The 22,214-nt window shown below is 67.7% G+C and carries 22 protein-coding genes and 1 other RNA gene; 13 read left to right on the top strand and 10 right to left on the bottom strand.

Features of this window, described 5'->3' with window-relative positions:
* Nucleotides 1-43: 43 nt before the first annotated feature.
* Complete coding sequence (locus GU920_RS10760; RefSeq protein WP_161767013.1) at nt 44-271, top strand: DUF1127 domain-containing protein; 228 nt, start codon at nt 44-46, stop codon at nt 269-271.
* Nucleotides 272-431: 160 nt separating this feature from the next.
* Nucleotides 432-1,172 (top strand): Bax inhibitor-1/YccA family protein, encoded by a 741-nt coding sequence (locus GU920_RS10755; protein WP_161767012.1) that lies wholly within the window; start codon nt 432-434, stop codon nt 1,170-1,172.
* 68 nt (nt 1,173-1,240) lie between these two features.
* Here the strand turns inward: GU920_RS10755 and GU920_RS10750 are convergent, their stop codons facing one another.
* The 7 genes from GU920_RS10750 to gatC form a co-directional block, all read right to left on the bottom strand.
* Entirely contained in the window at nt 1,241-1,819 is a 579-nt protein-coding gene (locus tag GU920_RS10750; RefSeq protein WP_161767011.1) for a GNAT family N-acetyltransferase, read from the bottom strand.
* 96 nt (nt 1,820-1,915) lie between these two features.
* The gene (gene rpmG / locus GU920_RS10745; RefSeq protein WP_149588253.1) at nt 1,916-2,083 is read right to left on the bottom strand and encodes a 50S ribosomal protein L33; all 168 of its coding nucleotides are present in this window, start codon (nt 2,081-2,083) and stop codon (nt 1,916-1,918) included.
* A gap of 331 nt (nt 2,084-2,414) precedes the next feature.
* Nucleotides 2,415-2,810, bottom strand: an RNA gene (gene rnpB, locus GU920_RS10740) — RNase P RNA component class A.
* A gap of 34 nt (nt 2,811-2,844) precedes the next feature.
* The gene (locus GU920_RS10735) at nt 2,845-3,507 is read right to left on the bottom strand and encodes an N-acetylmuramoyl-L-alanine amidase (protein ID WP_328799255.1); all 663 of its coding nucleotides are present in this window, start codon (nt 3,505-3,507) and stop codon (nt 2,845-2,847) included.
* Nucleotides 3,504-4,325, bottom strand: a complete 822-nt coding sequence (locus tag GU920_RS10730) for a hypothetical protein (RefSeq protein WP_161767358.1) — start codon at nt 4,323-4,325, stop codon at nt 3,504-3,506. The genes GU920_RS10735 and GU920_RS10730 overlap by 4 nt, the downstream gene beginning before the upstream one ends.
* Nucleotides 4,326-4,357: 32 nt before the next feature.
* Entirely contained in the window at nt 4,358-5,836 is a 1,479-nt protein-coding gene (gatA, locus tag GU920_RS10725) for an Asp-tRNA(Asn)/Glu-tRNA(Gln) amidotransferase subunit GatA (RefSeq protein WP_161767010.1), read from the bottom strand.
* Entirely contained in the window at nt 5,833-6,120 is a 288-nt protein-coding gene (gene gatC / locus GU920_RS10720; protein WP_161767009.1) for an Asp-tRNA(Asn)/Glu-tRNA(Gln) amidotransferase subunit GatC, read from the bottom strand. Before gatC ends, gatA begins: the two co-directional genes overlap by 4 nt.
* Nucleotides 6,121-6,376: 256 nt before the next feature.
* Here gatC and GU920_RS10715 point away from each other — a divergent pair, with 256 nt between their 5' ends.
* Nucleotides 6,377-7,069 (top strand): metal-dependent hydrolase, encoded by a 693-nt coding sequence (locus tag GU920_RS10715; protein WP_161767008.1) that lies wholly within the window; start codon nt 6,377-6,379, stop codon nt 7,067-7,069.
* Nucleotides 7,070-7,117: 48 nt separating this feature from the next.
* Here GU920_RS10715 and GU920_RS10710 read toward each other — a convergent pair whose 3' ends face one another.
* Nucleotides 7,118-7,570, bottom strand: coding sequence for a nucleoside deaminase (locus GU920_RS10710; RefSeq protein WP_161767007.1), 453 nt, complete (start codon nt 7,568-7,570; stop codon nt 7,118-7,120).
* A gap of 150 nt (nt 7,571-7,720) precedes the next feature.
* Here GU920_RS10710 and GU920_RS10705 point away from each other — a divergent pair, with 150 nt between their 5' ends.
* From GU920_RS10705 to dtd, 10 genes are all read left to right on the top strand, one after another.
* A complete protein-coding gene (locus GU920_RS10705) occupies nt 7,721-8,995 on the top strand; it encodes a pseudouridine synthase (protein ID WP_161767006.1) in 1,275 nt (424 codons plus the stop codon).
* 161 nt (nt 8,996-9,156) lie between these two features.
* A complete protein-coding gene (locus GU920_RS10700; protein WP_161767005.1) occupies nt 9,157-10,053 on the top strand; it encodes a 5-bromo-4-chloroindolyl phosphate hydrolysis family protein in 897 nt (298 codons plus the stop codon).
* A 169-nt stretch (nt 10,054-10,222) separates the two neighbouring features.
* Nucleotides 10,223-11,044: a hypothetical protein gene (locus tag GU920_RS10695; protein WP_161767004.1), complete on the top strand. Its 822-nt coding sequence runs from the start codon at nt 10,223-10,225 to the stop codon at nt 11,042-11,044.
* Between the two features lie 181 nt (nt 11,045-11,225).
* Entirely contained in the window at nt 11,226-12,407 is a 1,182-nt protein-coding gene (locus GU920_RS10690) for a toxic anion resistance protein (protein ID WP_161767003.1), read from the top strand.
* Nucleotides 12,408-12,440: 33 nt separating this feature from the next.
* Nucleotides 12,441-13,382, top strand: a complete 942-nt coding sequence (locus tag GU920_RS10685; protein WP_161767002.1) for a DUF2927 domain-containing protein — start codon at nt 12,441-12,443, stop codon at nt 13,380-13,382.
* Between the two features lie 38 nt (nt 13,383-13,420).
* Nucleotides 13,421-14,530, top strand: a complete 1,110-nt coding sequence (locus GU920_RS10680) for an SPFH domain-containing protein (RefSeq protein WP_161767001.1) — start codon at nt 13,421-13,423, stop codon at nt 14,528-14,530.
* Nucleotides 14,531-14,533: 3 nt separating this feature from the next.
* On the top strand, nt 14,534-15,622 hold the full coding sequence (locus GU920_RS10675) for a primosomal protein N' (replication factor Y) - superfamily II helicase (protein WP_161767000.1): 1,089 nt from the start codon (nt 14,534-14,536) through the stop codon (nt 15,620-15,622).
* Between the two features lie 285 nt (nt 15,623-15,907).
* Nucleotides 15,908-16,867, top strand: a complete 960-nt coding sequence (locus GU920_RS10670) for a phosphoribosylaminoimidazolesuccinocarboxamide synthase (protein ID WP_161766999.1) — start codon at nt 15,908-15,910, stop codon at nt 16,865-16,867.
* Nucleotides 16,868-16,925: 58 nt separating this feature from the next.
* Nucleotides 16,926-17,849 (top strand): carbohydrate kinase family protein, encoded by a 924-nt coding sequence (locus GU920_RS10665; RefSeq protein WP_161766998.1) that lies wholly within the window; start codon nt 16,926-16,928, stop codon nt 17,847-17,849.
* Nucleotides 17,846-18,280 carry a D-aminoacyl-tRNA deacylase gene (dtd, locus tag GU920_RS10660; RefSeq protein WP_161766997.1) on the top strand — a complete coding sequence of 145 codons (435 nt, stop codon included), beginning with the start codon at nt 17,846-17,848 and terminating at the stop codon, nt 18,278-18,280. The genes GU920_RS10665 and dtd overlap by 4 nt, the downstream gene beginning before the upstream one ends.
* 14 nt (nt 18,281-18,294) lie before the next feature.
* Here the strand turns inward: dtd and GU920_RS10655 are convergent, their stop codons facing one another.
* Both GU920_RS10655 and GU920_RS10650 read right to left on the bottom strand, forming a co-directional pair.
* Entirely contained in the window at nt 18,295-20,184 is a 1,890-nt protein-coding gene (locus GU920_RS10655; RefSeq protein ID WP_161766996.1) for an acyl-CoA synthetase, read from the bottom strand.
* Between the two features lie 122 nt (nt 20,185-20,306).
* Nucleotides 20,307-22,085, bottom strand: coding sequence for an ABC transporter transmembrane domain-containing protein (locus GU920_RS10650; protein ID WP_201744083.1), 1,779 nt, complete (start codon nt 22,083-22,085; stop codon nt 20,307-20,309).
* Nucleotides 22,086-22,214 lie beyond the last annotated feature (129 nt).

The following is a 22,214-nucleotide window of genomic DNA, read 5'->3' as shown; positions in this document are numbered from 1 at the left end:
TCAACCATTCTGATGAAATCAGATACAACCATCACCATCAAGCATGAAAGCCCCCACCATGGACCGCTCGCTCGCCACCCCCGCGTCCCGTCCCACCCGCCGCCTCCGCCTGCGCGAGCGCCTCGCCCAGATGCGGGCGCTCTTGCGCCAGCGCGCCACACTCGCGCAACTCGATGACCATCTCCTGCGCGACATCGGCCTCACCCGTGACGAGGCACAGGCCGAAGCCAGCCGTCCCCTCTGGGATGTCCCCGCCAACTGGCGCCGCTGACCGCGCCGCCCCTCCCGCAAAAACCCCAAAAAAGCGACATTCCGCCTGCATCGTTTCCCTGCCAAGCGTCTTGAAATGAAAGGCCGTCGTCCCGATATTGGCCTCATCCGGCCTGTGGGATGCCAACCCGCAGCCGTTGGCTCAACATCGGAGGCTTCACATGGCTGAATACCAGACGATCCGTTCGGTCGGCGCAGGCGCCCGGACCGCCGAGATCGACGCCGGGCTGCGCGCCCATATGAACAAGGTCTACGGCCTGATGTCCGTGGGCATGCTGCTCACCGGCGGCGTGGCCTGGGCTGTCGGCACGTCGGACGCGCTCCTGTCCATCTTCCGCGACCCCGCCACCCTGCAGCCGAACATCCTCGGCTGGGTGGTGATGTTCGCACCGCTCATCATGGTCTTTGCCTTCGGCGCGGCGATCAATCGCCTGTCGCAGGCCGCGGCCCAACTGTTCTTCTACGCCTTCGCGGCGGTGATGGGCCTGTCCATCGCCTGGATCTTCGCCGCCTTCACCGGCGTGTCGATCGCGCAGACCTTCCTCGTGACCGCGATCGCTTTCGCGGGCCTCTCGCTCTGGGGCTACACCACGAAGAAAGACCTGTCGGGCATGGGCACCTTCCTGATGATGGGCCTGATCGGCCTCATCGTCGCCTCGATCGTGAACCTGTTCCTCGGCTCGGGCGCGCTGGCCTTCGCGATCTCGGTGATCGGTCTGCTGATCTTCGCGGGTCTGACCGCGTTCGACACGCAGAACATCAAGAACACCTACATCCAGCACGCGCAGTACGGCGATGAAGAATGGCTCGGCAAATCCGCCATCATGGGCGCGCTGAACCTCTACATGAACTTCATCAACATCTTCATGTTCCTGCTGCAATTCCTGGGCAACCGCGAATAAGCGCAGCGCCCGCAGGGTACAAACAGGGGGGGCCGGTCACCAGACCGGCCCCTTTTTCCATGCCCCCGTCAGGGCGCGATCTGCCGCATCATCCGCACCGCCGGAAACTGGATGCCCGGCCCCAGCGGCACCTCCACCTCATGCAGCACGCGGAACCCCAGCGCCGCGTAGAACGGCACCGCCGTGCGCGTGGACAGGCAATCCAGCCAATGCACCCCCGCCCGCAGCGCCTCGACGATCACCTCGCCCATGATCGCCCGCCCCACGCCCCCACGCAGCCAATCCGGGTCCGTCGCCACATGGCGCACATGCCCCATGCCCACCTGCGCGGCCCAGCCCGGCTCGGCCTCGTCGCGCTCCGCCACGGGGCGCGACGGCACCACCACACCCGCCGCCGCCCGGGGCTGCGGCTTGCCCAGACTCCACCCCCCGGCGCCGAGGATGCGGCCATCCTCTGCCTCCACCACGAAATACCGCCCCGAGGCCAGCAGTTCCGGCCGCGCCCGGGCGATGATCGGCAGGGCCAGCACCATGGTTGACGGGGGATAATCCGCCCCCAGAAGGCGCGGATAGCTGCGCTGCAACAGCCGGTCCACGGCCGCCAGATCCGAAAGCCGCGCGCGACGCAGGGTAAGGCTCTGATCCATGCCAAAGCCTAGCACGATCGCGGCCCCCGCGATACGCGCAAAAGCAAAAGGCCGCCCCAAGGGACGGCCCGCGCACTGGCTCTTGTCGGCAGGATCTTACTTGATCTTGCCTTCCTTGTATTCCACATGCTCGCGCTTGACGGGATCGTACTTCTTCACGACCATCTTTTCGGTCATGGTCTTGGCATTCTTCTTGGTCACGTAGAAATGCCCGGTCCCCGCCGTCGAGTTCAGACGGATCTTGATCGTCGCCGGTTTCGCCATAGTCGTCTCTCCTGAACCGGGGAAACGCCTGCGCCCCCGCGAAATCTCTTGAAGCCCGCCTTTTACTCGGGCAACCGGCAGAGTCAACAGCCAAACCACCCGCCGATCATCAAATTGCGCGCCTGCGGCGCAAGCCTTTCAGGTCGCCCGCGCGGCCTGCGCCGCTTGGCTCCGCCGGGGGTTCCCCCCGGACCCCCAGGGTATTTTTCCCAAGATGAAGCGGCAGCCCCACAAAGCCCCCGGGCCTTCATCTTAGCCCAAATACCCTGGGGGTGAGCCGCCGCGGGCGGCGAGGGGGCAAGGCCCCCTGTTGCGACAGTGGCCAAGGAATACGCGCGGATGGCCTGTAAGCCGGATTCTGTCCGCCCCGGACCGTGATCCGGGGTTGGATGACCATTCCTCTGCCGCACGCGTTGCCGCGGCGGTCAAGCTGCCAACCCGGGCCTCTGGGCTGAAGCGTCCCTGCGGAGGTCTCTGCAAAGCCGCAGACCTTTCCGCGCGAGGCCCCTATTCGGCATTGCTCCGGGTGGGGCTTGCCGTGCCGTCCCGGTTGCCCGGTCCGCGGTGGGCTCTTACCCCACCGTTTCACCATCACCCCGCAAGCGGGGCAGACTCTTCTCTGTGGCGCTTTCCCTGGGGTTACCCCCGCCGGGCGTTACCCGGCACCCTTGCTTCATGGAGTCCGGACTTTCCTCGGGCTCGCACCCGCGGTCATCCGGCCATCCGCGCGAGGGGCGGCTTACGCCCCGCGCTCCCTGCCGTCAAGCCGACACATCCACCGGAAAACGCGCCGCCAGATCAGCGGCCATCGCGGCATCGGTGGCATCGACCGGCCCCTCCACCCCCGGGCGAAAGCGCAGGCGGAACGCCCGCAAGAGGATCCCCTCGTCCAGATCCGGGTAACCGAAGCGGCGCGCATGGCCGAGGAACTCGGCCGGCCGACCGCCGCTTCGCGCCTCGGGCCAGACCGACAGCCCCCCCATGGCCAGCCTGCGCCAGTCAAAGCGCGCCCCGGGATCACCCTTGCGGTCAGGCGCCATGTCGGAATGGCCGATCACCCGTTCCGGCCGGATCGCCCAGCGCCCCATGATCCCGGCCAGCAGCCGCTCCAGCGCCGCCATCTGCGGCTCGGGGAAGGGCTGCGCCCCGCCATTGTCCAGCTCGATCCCGATGGAGCGCGAGTTGACATCCGTCACCGCCCCCCATGCCCCCGCCCCGGCATGCCAGGCCCGCAAGGCCTCATCCACCAGCGCCTCCACGGCGCCATCCACCCCGATCAGCCAATGCGCCGATACCTCATGCGCGGGATCACACAGCCGCGCCCGCGCCGCCGCCATGCTGGCCATTGCCGTGTAATGGATCACGATCAGGTCGGGCCGCGCCCCGCCCCGCCTTTCGCCGCAATTCGGCGAAGGAAAGCTCACTGCAGGCGGAAGGGCCGCGGATCCCAGGCGCAGGCGAAGCCGTCGCCATCCGGGTCCAGCCCGCGCCGATCCCGCTCCGGCCCGCCTGCCGCCAGAAACGCCTCCTGCGCCAGATCGGGCGAGGCATAGCGCGCACAGGCCGCCGCCTGATCGGTAAAGCGCAGCGACGACCGGTTATAGACCTGCGTGCCGGGCGCATGGGTCGTGGACAGCGCGAACTGCACGATGTTCGGCCCCGTATCCGCGCGTTCCGGCACCGCCGTCGGCTGGATCACCGTATATTGCGCCCGGTTCCGCGCCAGCCGCTCGGCATCGCTTTCGATCGTCTCGCGCTGGGACACGGCGGCAAAGTCCTGCTCGTCGGAAATGCCGCCATTGTTGTGCACCATTTCGCCGGACTGGGACTGAATGTTGCTCGGCGCATTGCCGCGCGGGCGGTTGGGATCGTTCGGATCAAAGGCCGCCACCCCCGCGGATGGCTGGGCCATCGGATCGGCAAGGACAACCGGCGCAGGCTGCGTGGCCGAAAGCGGCGCGCCGATCACGGCACCCGTGGCTGCCCCACCCGTCCCGCTGGCCCGGTCGATCGCCGCAGCCGCCAGATCGGGCGAGAACCCGCCCGTCTGCGTCGCAGGCGCAACCGCCGTGCCAAACGGCGCGACCGGCGTCACCGGCGTAGAGGCCCGCGGGTCCGCCGCCGCCTGCTCGCGCAGATAGCTGTTGTAATCCTGAAACCCCACACCCGCGCCGCTGTCAGGCACGCTCTGGGTGCAGGCCGCCACACCGGCTGTCAGGGCAAGCATCAGGACAATACGCATCTTCACGCCTCGGCTCCGTTCGATCCGGGGGATTACCACCATTTCGCAGGCTTTGCCACAAAGCCCGCCGCCCGCTCCAGCACATAAGCGTGATTCAGCAGGTCCCCTTCCTCCCACGGCCGCCCAATCAGCTGCAGCCCCAGGGGCAGTCCCTGCTTGTCCAGCCCCACGGGAACGGCCACACCGGGCAGCCCGGCAAGGTTCACCGTCACGGTAAAGACGTCGTTCAGATACATCTCGATCGGATCGGCCGAAGACATCTCGCCCAGACCAAAGGCCGCGCTCGGCGTGGCAGGCGTCAGGATCGCATCCACCCCCGCCGCAAAGGCCTGCTCGAAATCCCGCTTGATCAGCGCCCGCACCTTCCGCGCGCGGTTGTAATAGGCATCATAGAACCCCGCCGACAGCACATAGGTCCCGATCATCACCCGCCGCTGGACTTCCTTGCCAAAGCCCTCGGCGCGGGTCTTCTCATACATCTCGGTGATGCCGTCACCCGCCGCCAGCTTCGCCCGATGCCCATAGCGCACCCCGTCATAGCGGGCGAGGTTCGAAGACGCCTCCCCCGGCGCGATCACGTAATAGGCAGGCAGCGCGTATTTCGTATGGGGCAGCGAGATATCCACGATCTCCGCCCCGGCATCGCGCAGCATTGCCGCACCGTCCGCCCACAGCTTTTCAATCTCCGCAGGCATCCCCTCCATGCGGTATTCGCGCGGCAGGCCGATCTTCTTGCCCCGGATGTCGCCCGTCAGCGCCGCCTCGAAATCCGGCACGGCCAGATCGGCCGACGTGCTGTCCTTCGGATCATGCCCCGCCATCGCCTGCAGGAAGATCGCCGCATCCCGCACCGTCTTGGTCATCGGCCCCGCCTGGTCCAGAGACGAGGCAAAGGCCACGATCCCCCAGCGGCTCACCCGCCCATAGGTGGGCTTGATCCCCACGATCCCGGTGAAGGCCGCAGGCTGGCGGATCGACCCGCCCGTATCCGTCCCCGTCGCGGCAAGGCACAGATCGCCCGCCACCGCCGCCGCAGACCCGCCCGAAGATCCGCCCGGCGTCAGCTTGCGCCCGTCGACCTTCCAAGGGTTCACCGCATGGCCATAGCACGATGTCTCGTTGCTCGACCCCATGGCAAACTCGTCCATGTTCAGCTTGCCCAGCATCACCGCGCCCGCCTCGAACAGCTTGGTGGTGACGGTGGATTCATATTCCGGCCGGAACCCGCGCAGGATGTTCGATGCCGCCTGCGACGGCACGCCGCGGGTCGCAAACAGATCCTTGATGCCAAGGGGGATCCCGCACATCGACGGCGCATCGCCCGCCTTGATCCGCGCCTCCGCCGCCCGCGCCTGATCCAGCGCGATCTCGGGCGTCTTGTGGACAAAGGCCCCCAGCGCATCGCCCGCGTCGATCGCGGTCAGACAGGCCATGGTCAGATCGGTGGCCGAAATCTCGCCCTTGCGCAGCGCATCCCGCGCCGCCGCGATCGTCCAAGTGTTCGCGCTCATTCCACCACCTTCGGCACGGCAAAGAACCCCTCGCGCGCATCGGGCGCATTCTTCAGGACAGCCGCCTGGATGTTCCCGTCCGTCACCTCATCCTTGCGCCGCTTCAGGCGCATGGGCGTGACCGATGTCATGGGCTCCACCCCCTCCACATCCACCTCGTTCAGCTGCTCCATGAAGGTGAGGATCCCCGAAAGCTCCCCGGCCAGCGCCGGAAGATCGGCCTCCTCGACCCGGATCCGGGCCAGCTTCGCCACGCGGCGGGCAGTATCAATGTCGATGGACATGGGGCCAGTATTCCCTGTTCTGATCCCCGCCCGTTTAGCCCCCTGCCCCCCGTCCCGCAAGGCCTACGCAAGGCCCGCGCCGCATCTCGCACGCGGCATGGGCGATCCCGCAACGCCGCGTTGTCTGCGCGCCCTTCCCCGCAGGCAAGGTGCAGTCACGCACAGGTCATGCGCCGCCTGCACACTTCCCTTGCCCGCCCGCACCCCTATCATCCCTCCGGGGACGATTGACCCGTTACGACAAAGGAAGACCACCATGCAGATCATCTGGCTCGGCCATTCCGGCTTTCGCATCGAAATCGAGGGGGCCGTCCTCCTCATCGACCCCTGGCTCAGCGGGAACCCGATGTTCCCTGCCGAACGGCGGGCCGATGCGATCCGGGGCGCGACGCATGTCCTGCTCACCCACGGCCATGGCGACCATTCCGCCGATGCGGTGGCCATCTGCAAGGAACTGGGCATCCCGCTCGTGGGCATCTACGACCTGACCTCCTGGCTTGAAGGCCGCGAAGGCATCGCCACCATCGGCTTCAACAAGGGCGGCACGGTGGATTTGGCCGGGGCCAAGGTGACCATGGTCAACGCCGTGCACTCCTCCACCATCGCGGGTGACAATGGCCCTGTCGCCATCGGCTCCGAGGCGGGCTTCATGATCGCGGGCGAAGGCCAGACGCTCTATGTCTCGGGCGACACCGACATCATGGCCGATATGCAGTGGATGGGCGAGTTGCACGCCCCCACCATCGGCATCCTCGCCGCGGGTGGCCATTTCACGATGGACATGAAGCGCGCCGCCTGGGCCGCGCGGCGCTATTTCAACTTCAAAGCCGTGATCCCCTACCACTACCGCACCTTCGGCGCACTGGAACAGGACGCGACCGAAATGGTCGTGGCCCTTCCCGGCGTGCAGGTGATCGAACCGCAGGTGCTGGAGCCGATCTCCTTCTGACGATGACCGGCGGCGGGGCGGGGGGACAGTCGTCCCCCCGCACCCCCCTCATCCCCGCTTCCCGGCGAAGAAGCCCTTCAACAGGGCCTCCGCCTCCGCCGCCCCGATCCCGTCATAGACCTCGGGCACGTGATGGCACTGCGGATGCGCAAACACCCGCGCCCCCACCGCCACGCCCCCGCTCTTTGGGTCCGCCGCGCCGTAGTAAAGCCGCGCGATCCGCGCCGCCGCGATCGCCGCCGCGCACATGGGGCAAGGCTCCAGCGTGACGTAGAGATCGTGCCCCACCAGCCGCTCGGCCCCCAGCCCCGCGCAGGCCGCCCGGATCGCCAGCACTTCCGCATGGGCCGTGGGATCGCACAACTCCCGCGTCCGGTTGCCCGCCCGCGCCACCACAAACCCGCCAGGCGACACCACGACCGCGCCCACGGGGACCTCGCCCCGCGCGCCCGCCGCCCGCGCCTCCTCCAGCGCCACATCCATGAAAGACCGGAACTCCATGCCCCTTCCTGCCCCGTCACAGGACAAGGCGCAACCTTGCCCCTTCATCTTGGCCCAAATACCCCCTTTCGACGGCGCATCCCGCGCTGCGGGGTGGAAAACGCGCCCCGCTTCCGCTAGGCACCAGTCCTGCCCGCAAAGGACGCGCCCATGACCCGCCCGCCGAAAGCCCCCGCGAAAGCCCCCACCAAAGCCGCCCCCGACGGCGACCGCATCGCCAAGGTGCTCTCCCGCGCCGGCATCGCCTCCCGGCGCGAGGCGGAACGCATGATCGCCGCAGGCGAGGTGGCGGTGAACGGCAAGGTCATCGACAGCCCCGCCCTCAACGTGTCCCCCAAGGACCGCATCACGGTCAACGGCCAGCCCCTCGCCCCGCCCGAACCCCCGCGCCTCTGGCTCTATTACAAACCCGAAGGTCTGGTGACCTCCGCCGCCGATGAAAAGGGCCGCGACACCGTCTTCGACCACCTGCCAGAGGACATGCCCCGCGTCATGTCGGTGGGCCGTCTCGACCTCAATTCCGAAGGCCTGCTCCTGCTCACCAATGACGGCGAACTCAAGCGCCGCCTCGAACTTCCCTCCACCGGCTGGTTGCGCAAATACCGCGTGCGGGTGAAGGGCAACCCGACCGATCCCGATCTCGAACCGCTCCGCAAGGGCATCACCATCGACGGCGAACGCTTCCAGCCGATGGAGGTTAAGCTCGACCGCCACCAGGGCGCCAATGCCTGGCTGACCGTGGGCCTGCGCGAAGGCAAGAACCGCGAGATCCGCCGCGCCATGGCCGCCATCGACCTGACCGTGAACCGCCTGATCCGCATCAGCTACGGCCCCTTCCGCCTCAACGAATTGCAACCCGGCGAGGTGGAAGAGGTCCGCCCCAAGGTCCTGCGCGATCAACTGGGCCTGACCGGCACCGATGCCGACGGCCGCGAAGACCGCAGCCCCACCCGCAAACCCACGCGCAGCCCCGCCCCAGCGCAAACCGCGACCAAATCCCCCGCCCGCAGCAAACCTGCCAGCGCCGCCCCCTCCCGCATCACCCCCCCGCGCGGTGCCACCCTGATCGAGGCGCCCGCCACCCGCCGCACCAGCGCCAAACCCGCCGCCACCCCCGGCAAAACCCCCGGCAAGTTCCCGGCCAAGCCCAGCGCACGCAGCGCCCCCCCGGCGAAGCCCGCGCAAACCGCTACCCCCGGCAAACCCGCCTCGCGCGCCACCGCCCCGGCAAAAGGCGCCAAACCCGCCGCCACACCCGGCAAGTCCCCGGCCCGCTTCACCGCACGCAGCACCCCCACGCCCAAACCCGCAACCCCCGCCGCGCCCGGCAAACCCGCCCCCCGCAGCAGCGCCCCGGCCAAAGGCCCCAAATCCGGCCCCTCTTCGCCCTCCCGTCCGGGTCAACCACCGCGCCGCCCGCGCTAGGCCCAGCCCCATTGCCGCGCCATCCCCCCTTCGCCTATAGTCCCGCCATGGCGACTACAGCGCAGGGGGATGGTTCATGTCGGGCACCGGATTGCAGACCCTCTCCTTCTGCGTTCTGGTCGCGCTGATCCTCTACACCGCCGCCAGCGGGGTGCAGTGACATGGCCCAGCGCTACGGCGGAAAATACAGCCCCACCGGCGAAGGCCGTGGCGATCCGGGCAAGACGCTGGCCTCCGGCACCACGCCCGCCCCGCACCGCTTTGATGGTAAACGCCCCCACCGCGCCGGGGCGCGCGTCAACATCTTCTTCCTCGTCTCGCTCACCCTGCTCGTCCCCGCCTTCACCGGCGGGCCGGATGCGCTCTTTGCGGGCCTAGGCGCCACCGCGCTCATGCTCCTTGCCGCATGGCTCACGCGCGAAGGCACCCGCGCGCATCAGGAATACGATGACCGCCGCATCGCCCGCCGCCCCGCCATCCCGCGCAAGATCTTCGCCTCGGTCCTGACCGGCGCCGCCCTCGCGCTCGCGGCCTCCATCACCCAGCCGGGCCTCATCCCCGTCGGTTTCGCCATCGCAGGCGCGCTTCTGCATCTGGCCGCCTTCGGCCCCGATCCGCTGCGCGACAAGGGGACGGAAGGGATCGACACCTTCCAGACCGACCGCGTCGCCCGCGCCGTGGACGAGGCTGAAAAACTGCTCACGGGCATGAAAGACGCCATCCTGCGCGCAGGCGACCGCGCGCTCGAAGCGCGGGTAGACCGCTTCGCCACCACCGCCCGCGCCATGTTCCGCACGATTGAAGGCGATCCCCGCGACCTGACCGCCGCCCGCAAATATCTGTCCGTCTACCTGACAGGCGCCCGTGACGCGACGGTGAAGTTCGCCGACCTCTACCGCCAGAACCGCGACCCCGCCGCCCGCACCGAATACGAGGCGCTGCTGACCGATCTCGAAACCAACTTCGCCGCGCGCACGCAGGCCTTGCTCAGCGACAACCGCACCGATCTCGATGTCGAAATCGGCGTCCTGCGCGAAAGGCTCCAGCGCGACCACTGACCGCCGGACACAAGCGGCGCCCCCCGCCCCGACCGGGCGATTTGCCCCCCGCCCTGCCCGGTCACACCCACAGAAAAGCCCGCAGCGCATCACCCCCGCGCCCCCCCCGCGCCCCATTGCCGCCATGCGGTCAGGCCATGCTGTGCAGGTCCAAACGGGTCCGCGCCACATGAAGACAACGATCTTCACCCTTGCCGCCCTCTTCGGCCTCGGCCTTGGCCTTGTGGTCGTCGGGGCGGATTTCGGTCTGGTGATCCTCGGCCTGCTGCTCGCGCTGGCAGGGGCCGCGTCGCTGACATGGACGCTCGTCACCGGCCTGCGCCCCTACCTGCCCGGCACCCGCCTGCTCTGGGCGCTGCCGCCGCTTCTGTCGGCGCTCATGGGCCTCAGCCTCGGTGCGGCGCTGGCCCAAGGCAGCGCCGATCTGCCCGCCGCCCTGCTCTGCGGCGCGCTGGCGGGGCTGCTCCACCTCCTCGCCGTCTGGCCCGCCACACCCGCCACCGCGGGCGCCAGTACGCCCCCCCATCCCGCACCCGCCCCGGATGCCGACCGAATCGCCGCGACCACCGCGACGCACCTTGCCCGGCTGATCCGCGCCCTTGCCCCCTGCCGCGATCCCCACCTCCACCGCGCCGCCTGCGCCCTGCGCCGCGCCGCGCTCACCCTCGCAGAACCCTCCGCCCCCCCTCCACCGCCCGAGGCCGCCCACGCCCTCACCCTCTGGCTGCCTGCCTTGGCCGATGCCGCCGAAGCGCTGCGCCTGCAACACCTCGCCGCCGCCGATCCCGCCCGCCCGTCCGAGAAGACCGCCGCACAGACAGCCGCGCTGACCGAGGCGCTGGCCCGCGTCACCACCCGCCTCTCCCACTTCGCCCCTCCGCCCGCCCCGCTGCCCGAAACCGCCCTCGGCACTGGCCCCGGCACCGCCCGCGACACCTCCCTCTCCCCCGCACCGCCACGGGCCACCGCCGCCCCCTACCCCACGCCGTGATCCCCCGCGCGGGCGCCCCGCAACCTGCCCCGGCGTCAAGCTGCTTTTCTGCGCCGCATCTGCAAAACCACACTGGAAAATCCGGCCAAGCTGGGCCAACCTGCGCGCATCAGAAAGGCCCCACCCATTTCATAACCAGTGCGCTGCAAGACCCAGCCGCGAGCAACAAGGAAAGCCCCCCATGGCCACCACCGTTCGTGAAGACGCCGCCAAGGCCCTGGCCGAGGTTGAAGCGCTCACCCGTCAGGTCCTGCCCGTACCGGTTGCGGAAATCCTGCCGCTCGATGCCGCCCCCGCCGACAAGGCCGAAGAAATCCGCAAACGCATGGCCGAGGTGGACCTCCACAACACCCAGTCCATCATCGCCTTCGGCTCCGCCGCGCAGGCCGAACTTCAGGTCATCTCGCAGGACATGCTGGCCGGCGTGAAGAACAAGGATGTGGGTCCCGCAGGCGACGCCCTGCGCGAAATCGTCACCACCATCCGCGGCTTCGCCTCCGAAGAACTGGACGTCAGCCGCGAACGCAGTTGGTGGGACAAGCTCACCGGTCAGGCCGCCCCCATCGCCAAATTCGTGGCCCGCTACGAAGAGGTGCAGTCGCAGATCGACCGCATCACCGAAAACCTGCTCAAGCACGAACACGTGCTTCTCAAGGATATCAAGTCGCTCGATCTCCTCTACGAAAAGACGCTGCGCTTCTACGATGAACTCGCCCTCTACATCGCCGCGGGCGAGGCGAAGCTCGCCCAGACCGACGCCACCGACATCCCCGCGAAAGAGGCCGCCGTCGCCGCCGCGCCCGAGATGGACAAGGTCAAGGTCGCCCAGGAACTGCGCGACCTGCGCGCCGCGCGCGATGATCTGGAACGCCGGGTGCATGACCTGAAACTCACCCGTCAGGTCACCATGCAGTCGCTCCCCTCGATCCGCCTCGTGCAGGAAAACGACAAGAGCCTTGTCACCAAGATCAACTCCACCCTCGTCAACACCGTGCCGCTCTGGGAAACCCAGCTCGCCCAGGCCGTCACCATCCAGCGCAGCAAAGAAGCGGCCGAAGCCGTGCGCGAGGCGAACGATCTGACCAACGAACTGCTCAAGTCGAACGCCGAAAACCTGGCTGAGGCCAACCGCACCGTGCGCGAGGAAATGGAACGCGGCGTCTTCGACATCGAATCCGTCCGCGCCGCCAATGAAACCCTGATCGCCACGATCGAGGACAGCCTCCGCATCGCCGATGAGGGCAAGTCGCGCCGCGCCGCCGCCGAGGCGGAACTGCAGACGATGGAGGCCAACCTCCGCGACACCCTCGCCGCCGCGCGGGCGCGCAGCACCCAGACGCCCCCCGCATCACCCGCACCCTGAACCCACCCCTCCAGCCTGTATCGGCCACCGCACATGACCTTCCCCAAGACCCTCGCCGCCATCGCGCTGGCAGGGATCACCGCCTGCACCCCGACCGCCACCCCCCCCCGCGCGCCCAGCCCCGCCGCGCCGCCCCCGGTCGTGGCCCCCGACAGCGCCGCTGTGGAAACCCCCGCCTCGCAGGCGGCGCGCGCCTATTACGCCCGCGTTCAGGCCCAGCTTCTGGCCCAGGGCCTCTTGCGCACCGATGGCGGCGGCCGCGACACCCCCTTCACCGACCGGATGCTGGCCGAAAACTTCATCCGCATCGCGCTCTATGACGAATACGCCCGCACCTCCGCAGGCCCCGTCCAGCGCATGACCACCAGCCGCATCCGCAAATGGCAGGCCCCGGTCCGCGTGGGCCTCCGCTTCGGCGCGGCCACCCCGCCTGACCGCCGCGCAGCCGATACCGCCCGCGTCGCCTCCTTCCTGCAACGCCTCTCCCGTGTCACGGGCCATCCCATTGGCCTGGATGACCGCGCGCCCAACTTCTTCGTCCATATCGTCAGCGAAGATGAACGCCGCGCGCTCGGCCCCCAGATCCGCAGCGCCCTCCCCGGCCTGTCGGGCTCCGAGGTCGCCGCCATCACCGACATGCCGCGCTCCACCTATTGCCTCGTCTACGCCATGTCGGCGGGCGACGGCGCCACCTATACCCGCGCCTTCGCCGTGATCCGCGCCGAACACCCCGATCTCCTCCGCCTCTCCTGCCTGCATGAGGAAATCGCCCAAGGGCTCGGCCTCGCCAATGACAGCCCCACCGCCCGCCCCTCCATCTTCAACGATGACGAGGAGTTCGCCCTGCTGACCCGGCAAGACGAACTCATGCTGCGGATGCTCTACAACCCCGCCCTCCGCCCCGGCATGACCGAGGCCGAGGCAAGGCCCATCGTGGAATCGCTTGCGGCAAGGCTGGTGGGCGGCGAAACTTGATCCAGACGCCGCGGCGCACAGGTTAGGGAGAGTTCGGCATGGTCTTCGATTTCCTCAAGGGCGAATTCATCGACGTCATCGACTGGACCGATGACAGCCGCGACACGATGGTGTGGCGCTTTGAACGCCGCGGCAACGCGATCAAGTACGGCGCCAAGCTGACGGTGCGCGAGGGGCAGGCCGCGGTCTTCATCCACGAAGGCCAACTGGCCGATGTCTTCGGCCCCGGCCTCTACATGCTTGAGACCAACAACATGCCGGTGATGACCACGCTCCAGCACTGGGATCACGGCTTCAACTCGCCCTTCAAGGCCGAGGTCTATTTCATCTCCACCACCCGCTTCAACGATCTGAAATGGGGCACCAAGAACCCCATCATGGCGCGTGACCCGGAATTCGGCCCCGTCCGCCTGCGCGCCTTCGGCACCTATGCAATGCGCGTGGGCGACCCGGCGAAATTCATGCAGGAAATCGTCGGCACCGATGGTGAATTCACCGCCGATGAGATCAGCTTCCAGATCCGCAACATCATCGTGCAGGAATTCTCCCGCGTGATCGCCTCCTCCGGCATCCCCGTGCTCGACATGGCCGCCAACACCGCCGATCTGGGCAAGCTGGTGACCACCGCCATCGCGCCCCTCGTGGCGAATTACGGCCTGACCCTGCCCGAATTCTACATCGAAAACATCTCGCTGCCCGAAGAGGTGGAAAAGGCGCTGGACAAGCGCACCTCCGTAGGCATCGCGGGGGACCTCAACAAATACATGCAGTTCTCCGCGGCCGAGGCGATGGGCAAACCCGGCTCTGCCGGCGATGCCATGACCGCGGGCATGGGTGCCGCCATGGGCATGGCAATGGCCCAGAACATGGGGCCGTGGGGCGCTTCTGCGGGCGCCTCCCCGGCCGCCGCCGCCGCCCCGCCGCCTCCGCCCCCGCCGCCCGCAGGCAGGGCCTGGCACATCGCCGAAAACGGCGCGACCAAAGGCCCCTTCTCTGATGCCGACCTCACCGCCATGGTCACCTCGGGCGCCCTCACCCGCGCCACGCAGGTCTGGACCGCCGGGATGGATGGCTGGAAACCCGCGGCCGAGACCGATCTCGCCCGCCTCTTCACCCAAATGCCCCCACCACCGCCGCCCGGGGCCTGATCCATGCTCGACGAACGCAAGAACTGGCCCTGCAACACCTGCGGGGCCGATCTCCGCTTTGAGCCCGGCGCGACCGAGCTTGTCTGTGACCATTGCGGTGCCCGTCAGGCCATCCCCGACGCCCCCGCCGCCCGCCGCCGTTCCCTGAACGAGATCGACCTTGCCCTCGGCCTGTCCGACGATCTGCCGCCCGCCCAGATGGAACAGGTCCGCATCACCCCCTGCCCCTCCTGCGGCGCGCAGGTGGAGTTTCAGGGCGCGACCCATGCCACCGAATGTCCCTTCTGCGCCACCCCCGTCTCCATCGGCACGGGCGAGGAACGCCGGATCAAGCCGCAAGCCGTGATGCCCTTCGCCCTGAACGAAGGACAGGCGCGCGAGGCGATGACGAACTGGCTGGGCAGCCTCTGGTTCGCCCCGAACGGATTGCAGGAATACGCCCGCAAGGGCCGCACGCTGAACGGCCTCTACGTCCCCTTCTGGACCTTCGACGCCGCCACCCGCTCGCATTACGCAGGCGCCCGCGGCGATCACTATTACGAATCCCGCACCGTCACGCGCGACGGCAAGACGACCACCGAACAGGTCCGCAAAACCCGCTGGTCCGCCCGCTCGGGCTGGGTCGCGCGGCGCTTCGACGATGTGCTGGTCCTCGCCAGCACCAGCCTGCCGCGCCACTACACCGACAATCTGCAACCATGGGATCTTTCCGCCCTGCAGCCCTGGCGCGACGATTACCTCGCGGGCTTCACCGCCGAAGGCTACACCGTGTCCCTGGCAGACGGCCACGCCATGGGGCGCGACGTGATGGCGGGCGTGATCAAAAGCGATGTCCGCGCCGATATCGGCGGCGATGAACAGCGCATCGACCGGATCGAGACGGATTGGAAGGACGAAACCTTCAAGCACGTCCTCCTGCCCATCTGGATGGCCGCCTACAAGTATAACGGCAAAAGCTACCGCTTCGTGGTGAACGGCCAGACCGGCAAGGTGCAGGGCGAACGGCCCTACAGCGCGTGGAAGATCGCCTTCGCAATCCTCGCCGCGCTGATCGTGGCGGGCATCGTGCTCACTGTCACGCAAACCCGCTAGGGCGGAAACTGACGCAGTTTCCGCGCCGATTTCTGCGTGCAGAAATCGGCCGACTCGCCGCATGGTTAACGTGCGGAAAAGGCCGCGCCCGTGCATACGCCGTGCATACGCCGTGCTGCACGCCGTCCTGCATGCCGCCCGGCACATCCCACACCCCCCGTCCCGGTGAATTAATCCGCCGCGCGCAAGGGCTTGGCCGCCCCCGCCCCAGCCCCGCCCCACCCCCGCTTGACAGCGCCCCTCCCGCGCCGCATCACCCCCGCAACCACAGCATCGGGGGCCCCCATGACCGACCTCACCCGCACCCTCGCGCAGGCGCATATCCCCGAACTTCCCAACCCCTATTTCGGCAAGGTCCGCGATTGCTATGACCTGCCCGACGGCACCCGCATCCTCATCTCATCCGACCGCATCTCCGCCTTCGACCGCATCCTCGCCGCCATCCCCTTCAAGGGCCAAGTCCTGACCCAGACCGCGAAATTCTGGTTCGAACACACCGCCGACATCTGCCCCAACCACGTGATCTCCTACCCCGATCCCAATGTCGTCATCGGCAAGCGGCTCACCATCCTGCCCGTCGAAATCGTCGTGCGCGGCTACCTTGCCGGCACCACCGGCACCTCGATCCTGACGCTCTACAAACAGGGCCAGCGCGCCATGTACGGCCACACCCTGCCAGATGGCCTGCGCGACAATCAGGCCCTCCCCGCCCCCATCATCACCCCCACCTCCAAGGCCTTCGATGGCGGCCATGACGAACCACTGACCGCCCAAGACATTGTTTCCCAAGGACTTCTCACCCAATCCCAATGGGATGAGGTCTCCGCCAAGGCCCTCGCCCTCTTTGCGCGCGGCCAACAGATGGCGGCAGAACGCGGCCTGATCCTCGTGGATACCAAATACGAATTCGGCACCGACGCGGACGGAACCATCTTGCTCGCCGACGAAATCCACACCCCCGATTCCAGCCGCTACTGGCTCGCCTCCGGCTACGCCGCCGCTTTTGACAACGGCACCCGCCCCCCCTCCTTCGACAAGGACGTGATCCGCGCCTGGGTCGCCGCCCGCTGCGACCCCTACAAGGACGAAATCCCTGAAATCCCTCAGGAAATGATCCAGCACACCGCGCAGGTCTATATCGACGCCTATCAGGCGATCACCGGCCAGACCTTCACCCCCGACACCTCCGGCGACACCCCCCTCGCGCGCGTGCGCGCCAATCTCGCCCCGTGGTTCACCCGCTGATTGTTTGCGCTAACATCGCGTGATCCGATAAGGTCCGCCCCACGGATAGGAGGCCCGAATGATTCTCAGCTGTGGCGAAGCCCTGATCGACATGCTCCCCCGCACCACCACGCTGGGCGAACCCGCCTTCTCGCCCTATGCGGGGGGCGCGGTCTTCAACACCGCCATCGCGCTGGGCCGCCTCGGCGCGCCGTCGGCTTTTTTCTCGGGCATTTCCAATGACATGCTGGGCCAGATCCTGACCGAAACGCTACAGGCGTCCAAGGTGGACACCCAGTATTGCGCCCGCTCCGACCGGCCCACCACCGTGGCCTTCGTCAAGCTGGTGGACGGTCAGGCCACCTATGCCTTCTATGACGAAAACACCGCCGGCCGCCTCTTGTCGCAGGACCAGCTCCCCACCCTGCCCGCCGCCATCTCCACCCTCTTCTTCGGCGGCATCTCGCTGGTCAACGACCCCGCCGCCTCCACCTACGAGGCGCTTCAGGCCCGCGAATCCCCCACCCGCGTCACCATGATCGACCCCAACATCCGCCCGGGCTTCATCGCCGGGAAAGAGGCCGAATACCGCGCCCGGATCGAACGGATGATCGCGCGGGCCGATATCGTCAAGCTGTCGGATGAGGATCTGCGCTGGCTGCAAGGCGCGGGCGATGTCTCTACGCTGGCCCGCCAACTCCTTGAAAAGGGGCCGAAACTCATCTTCATCACGGAAGGCGCGGAAGGCGCGCGCGCCATCACCGCCACGCAAAACCGCTTCGTCGCCGCCACCCGCGTCACCGTTGCCGATACTGTCGGCGCGGGCGACACCTTCAACGCAGGTGCCCTGACCGCGCTGCACGAAGCAGGCGCGCTGACCAAAGCCGCGCTGGCAAATCTCTCCGACGCGACCCTCGATGCCGCCCTGACGCTCGGCACGAAAGCCGCCGCCGTCACCGTCAGCCGCCCCGGCGCCAACCCGCCCTGGCGGAACGAGCTGTGAGGGCGGTCCTCCAGCGCGTCTCCCGCGCCTCGGTCACCGTTGACGGGGCCATCACCGGCGAAATCGGTGCAGGCCTCCTGATCCTCGTCTGCGCGATGGAGGGCGACACCGACGAAAAGGCGCTGCTCCTCGCCGCCAAGATCGCCAAACTGCGTATCTTCAAGGATGATCAGGGCAAGATGAACCTGTCCATCCGCGACATCGGCGGTGCCGCGCTGATCGTATCGCAATTCACCCTCGCCGCCGATCTGCGCGGCAACCGCCCGGGCTTTTCCACCGCCGCCAAGCCCGAAGAAGGGCGCCGCCTCTACGAACGCTTCACCCGCGCGATGCAGGACGAAGGCATCCCCACCGCCAACGGCATCTTCGGCGCCGATATGGATGTCAGCCTGAACAATGACGGCCCGGTGACGATCTGGATGGATATGTAAGGGCGCAGCCGCCCTTACACCTTCCAATCCCACGCGCCCGGGAAGGCCCCCAGCAGCGCGGCCACCTTCGCCTCGTCCACCGCACCGGTCTTCTCGACCCGCGCCACCAGCCCGCGCTTCTTGTCTTCCACCACCTCGGCCACACGGGCCGGGATGCCTGCCTCGGCCAGCGTGGCGTCATAGATGCGGCTGATGGCCATGCGCCGCAGGTCCGGCTTGAACACCTTGCCCACCGCCGTCTTCGGCAATTCCGCAAGGATCTCGATATGCTTCGGCACCGCCGCGCGCTCGTGGATATGCGTCTGGGCATAATCCATCAGCGCCTCGACGCCCACGTCCTTGCCCTTCACCAGTTCCACATAGGCGCAGGGCAATTCGCCCGCATGGGCATCGGGCTGGCCGATGGCCCCCACGAAAGCCACCGCCTCATGCTTTATCAAGCCTTCCTCGATCACCGCCGGGTCGATGTTATGCCCGCCCCGGATGATCAGGTCCTTCGCCCGGCCCGTGATGAACAGATAGCCATCCCCGTCGATCCGCCCCAGATCGCCCGTCCGCAGAAAGCGGCCTTCGGCAAACAGATCGCGGTTCTTGTCCACCTCCGTATAGGTCGATCCCTCGAACACGCCGGGATTGGCAACGCAGATCTCGCCCACCTCATCCACGCCACATTCGCGGAACCCGTCTGCCGTCTTCTGCAGGATGCGCACATGGGTATGCGGGAAGGGCAGGCCGACCGACCCGATCTTCTTCGTCCCCCCCGGCGGGTTGACCGACACAAGACAGGTGCATTCCGTCAGGCCATAGCCTTCGACGATCTCCACCCCCGTGGCCTTCAGAAACCGGTTGTACAACTCCACCGGCAGCGGGGCCGATCCCGAAAAGGCATTCTTCAGGCTTGAGATATCGGCATCAATCGGCCGCTGCATCAGCGCGGCCAGGGCCGTGGGCACGGTGATCAGATAGCTGCAGCGCCAGCGTTCGATCAGCTTCCACAGATTGTCGAACACCCCCTCGCCCCGATACCCCGCAGGCGTCGGGAACACCACATGCGCGCCCGATGCGATCATCGACATCAGGATCGGATAGGCCGCAAACACATGGAACAGCGGCAGAGGGCACATCACGCAATCGGTTTCCTTGAACAGCAGCCGATGCCCCAGCCAGCCATTATAGACCATGCCGGATACCTTGTGCTGCGCCACCTTGGGCATCCCCGTGGTGCCGCCGGTGTGGAAATAGGCCGCGACCCGGTCTTCCTTGCGATCCTCAAAGGTCAGCCGGTCCGCCGGTTGCCGCGCCAGTTCCGCCGCGAAGCTGCGGACATTGGCCGTATGCGTGACCGGGTTCTTGGGCCGGATCAGCGGCACGATCCACGATTTCGGCGGGGCAAGATAGCGGACCAGATCCACCTCCAGCACCGTCTTGACCGAAGGCGCATGTTTCACCGCCTCGGCCACCTTCTGCGGCACATCGGTCTTGGGGAAGGCCTTCAGCGTCACCACTACCTTGGCCTTCGTCTCGCGCAGGATGGCGCTGATCTGTTCGGCCTCCAAAAGCGGGTTGATCGGGTTCACGATCCCCGCCACCGCGCCCCCCAGCAGCGTCACCGCCGTCTCAAGGCTGTTGGGCAGCACATAGGCCACCACATCCCGTTCCCCCACGCCCAGGCTGCGGAACAGGTTCGCCGCCTGCGTCACCTTGCCATGCAGCGCGTTCCAGGTCAGCGTTTCGGCCTTTTCCTTGGGGCCGGACAGGATCTGATAGCTGATCGCAGGCCGGGTCCCATGCGCCGCCTTCGTGCGGCCCAGAAACTCATATACCGTGCGCGCCGCGCCGCGCGCCTCCCAAGGCATCTCGGCCTCGATGGCTTTCACGTCCGCCAAGTTTGCGAATTCACCCATGATATCCTCCCCTGTCGCCGGTCCCCCCTTGTGTCCTCCCGGGGGGTGTCAGGGGAAGATGATGGCTCTGGCCCCGCCCCGCAAGGCTGGACTGCACAGGAAAACGCAACGTCAGACGCGGCTCACGCCTGCCCATCGGTGAATTGCAGCCGCGCCAGCCGCGCATAAAGCCCACCTTCGGCCACCAGCGCCTCATGCGTGCCGGTCGCCACGATCCGCCCCTTGTCAAAGACGACGATCCGATCCGCCCGCTTCACCGTGGCCAGCCGGTGCGCCACCACCAGCACCGTCCGCCCCTCGGACAAGCCCTCCACCGCCGCCTGCACCGCGCGCTCGGATTCCGCATCCAGCGCCGAGGTCGCCTCATCCAACAGCAGCACCCGCGCATCGCGCAGGATCGCCCGCGCAATCGCCACTCGCTGCTTCTGCCCGCCCGACAGCATCACCCCCCGCTCGCCCAGCCATGTGTCATAGCCATCGGGCAAGGCGGTCAGGAAATCATGCGCCGCCGCCGCCTTTGCGGCGGCCTCCACCTCGGCATCCGTGGCATCGGGGCGGCCAAAGCGGATATTCTCCCGCGCCGTCGCGGCAAAGATCACCGGATCCTGCGGCACAAGCGCGATCGCGCGCCGGAAATCGCCCCGCGCCATGGTCCGCAGGTCGATCCCGTCCATCGTCACCCGCCCCTGCTGGGGATCATAGAACCGCATCAAAAGCTGCAGGATCGTGGTCTTCCCCGCGCCCGAAGGCCCGACCAGCGCCACCGTCTCGCCGGGGGCCACCCGCAGGCTCACCCCGTTCAGCGCCGAAACCTCAGGCCGCGTCGGATAGCGGAAGGTCACATCCTCAAAGGCGATCTCCCCCCGCGCCGGGCGGGGCAGCGCCACGGGCGCGGCCGGGTCCACCACCGGGTCATCGGCGCCAAGCAGTTCCACCAGCCGCTCCGTCGCGCCCGCCGCGCGCTGCACCTCGCCCCAGATTTCCGACAGCGCGCCCACGGCGCCCGCCACGATCACCGCATAGATCACGAACTGCACCAATTCGCCCGGCGTCATCACGCCCGCCCGCACATCGCGTGCCCCGATCCACATCACGCCGACGATCCCGGTAAAGGTCAGAAAGATCACGATCACCGTCATCAACGCCCGCACCCGCGTGCGGGTCTGCGCCGCGCCATAGGATTTCTCCGTCACCTCGGCAAAGGCCGCCCGCGTCCGCGCCTCATGGGTGAAGGCCTGCACCGTCTGCACCGACATCAGCGCCTCCGACGCCGTGCCCGATGAATTGGCGATCCAATCCTGCGTCTCGCGGCTCAACCCCCGCAGCCGCCGCCCCAGCACTATGATCGGCACCACCACCGCCGGCACGATCAGCAGGACCAGCCCCGTCAGCTTGGCCGAGGTCAGGAACAACAGCGCCAGCCCCCCCACCAGCATCAGCACATTGCGCAGCGCGACCGAAATCGACGATCCGATCAGCGACAGGATCAGCGTGGTATCCGTGGTGATCCGGCTCAGCACCTCGCCGCTCAGCAGTTTTTCGAAAAAGGCCGGGCTCAACCCCATCACCCGGTCAAACACCGCGCGGCGGATGTCGGCCACCACCCGCTCCCCCAGCTTGGTCACCAGATAGTAGCGCAGCCCCGTCCCGATCGCGAGCAAGGCCGCAATGCCCAGCGCCGCCGCGAAATACATGTCCAGCAGCGCCACATCCTCGTTGAACCCGTCCACCACGCGGCGCACCGCGATGGGCAGGATCAGGCTCATCCCCGCCGTCACCACCAGTGCAGCCAAGGCCAGCAGCGTCATGCCGCGATAGGGGCGCAGAAACGGCGCAAGGCCCCGTAGCGCGCCCACCTTCTTTGAGGCTGCGCGCGTCTGCGCACTGTCATCCTTGGCCATGTCTCTTCCCTGATCTGCGCGCCCGAAGGCCTAGGCGGGGTTTAGGCCGTGCCCCCGGGCTGGGCAAGCGCCGCGATGGTCGCGCCCCCTACCACCCCCCCGCCGCCTGTGCCAGACTGGCACCCAAGG

This window comes from Paragemmobacter ruber (assembly GCF_009908315.1).
GTDB lineage: Bacteria > Pseudomonadota > Alphaproteobacteria > Rhodobacterales > Rhodobacteraceae > Paragemmobacter > Paragemmobacter ruber.
Note: the sequence above shows the minus strand (reverse complement) of the source record. Positions and strands in the feature narration are given on the sequence as shown.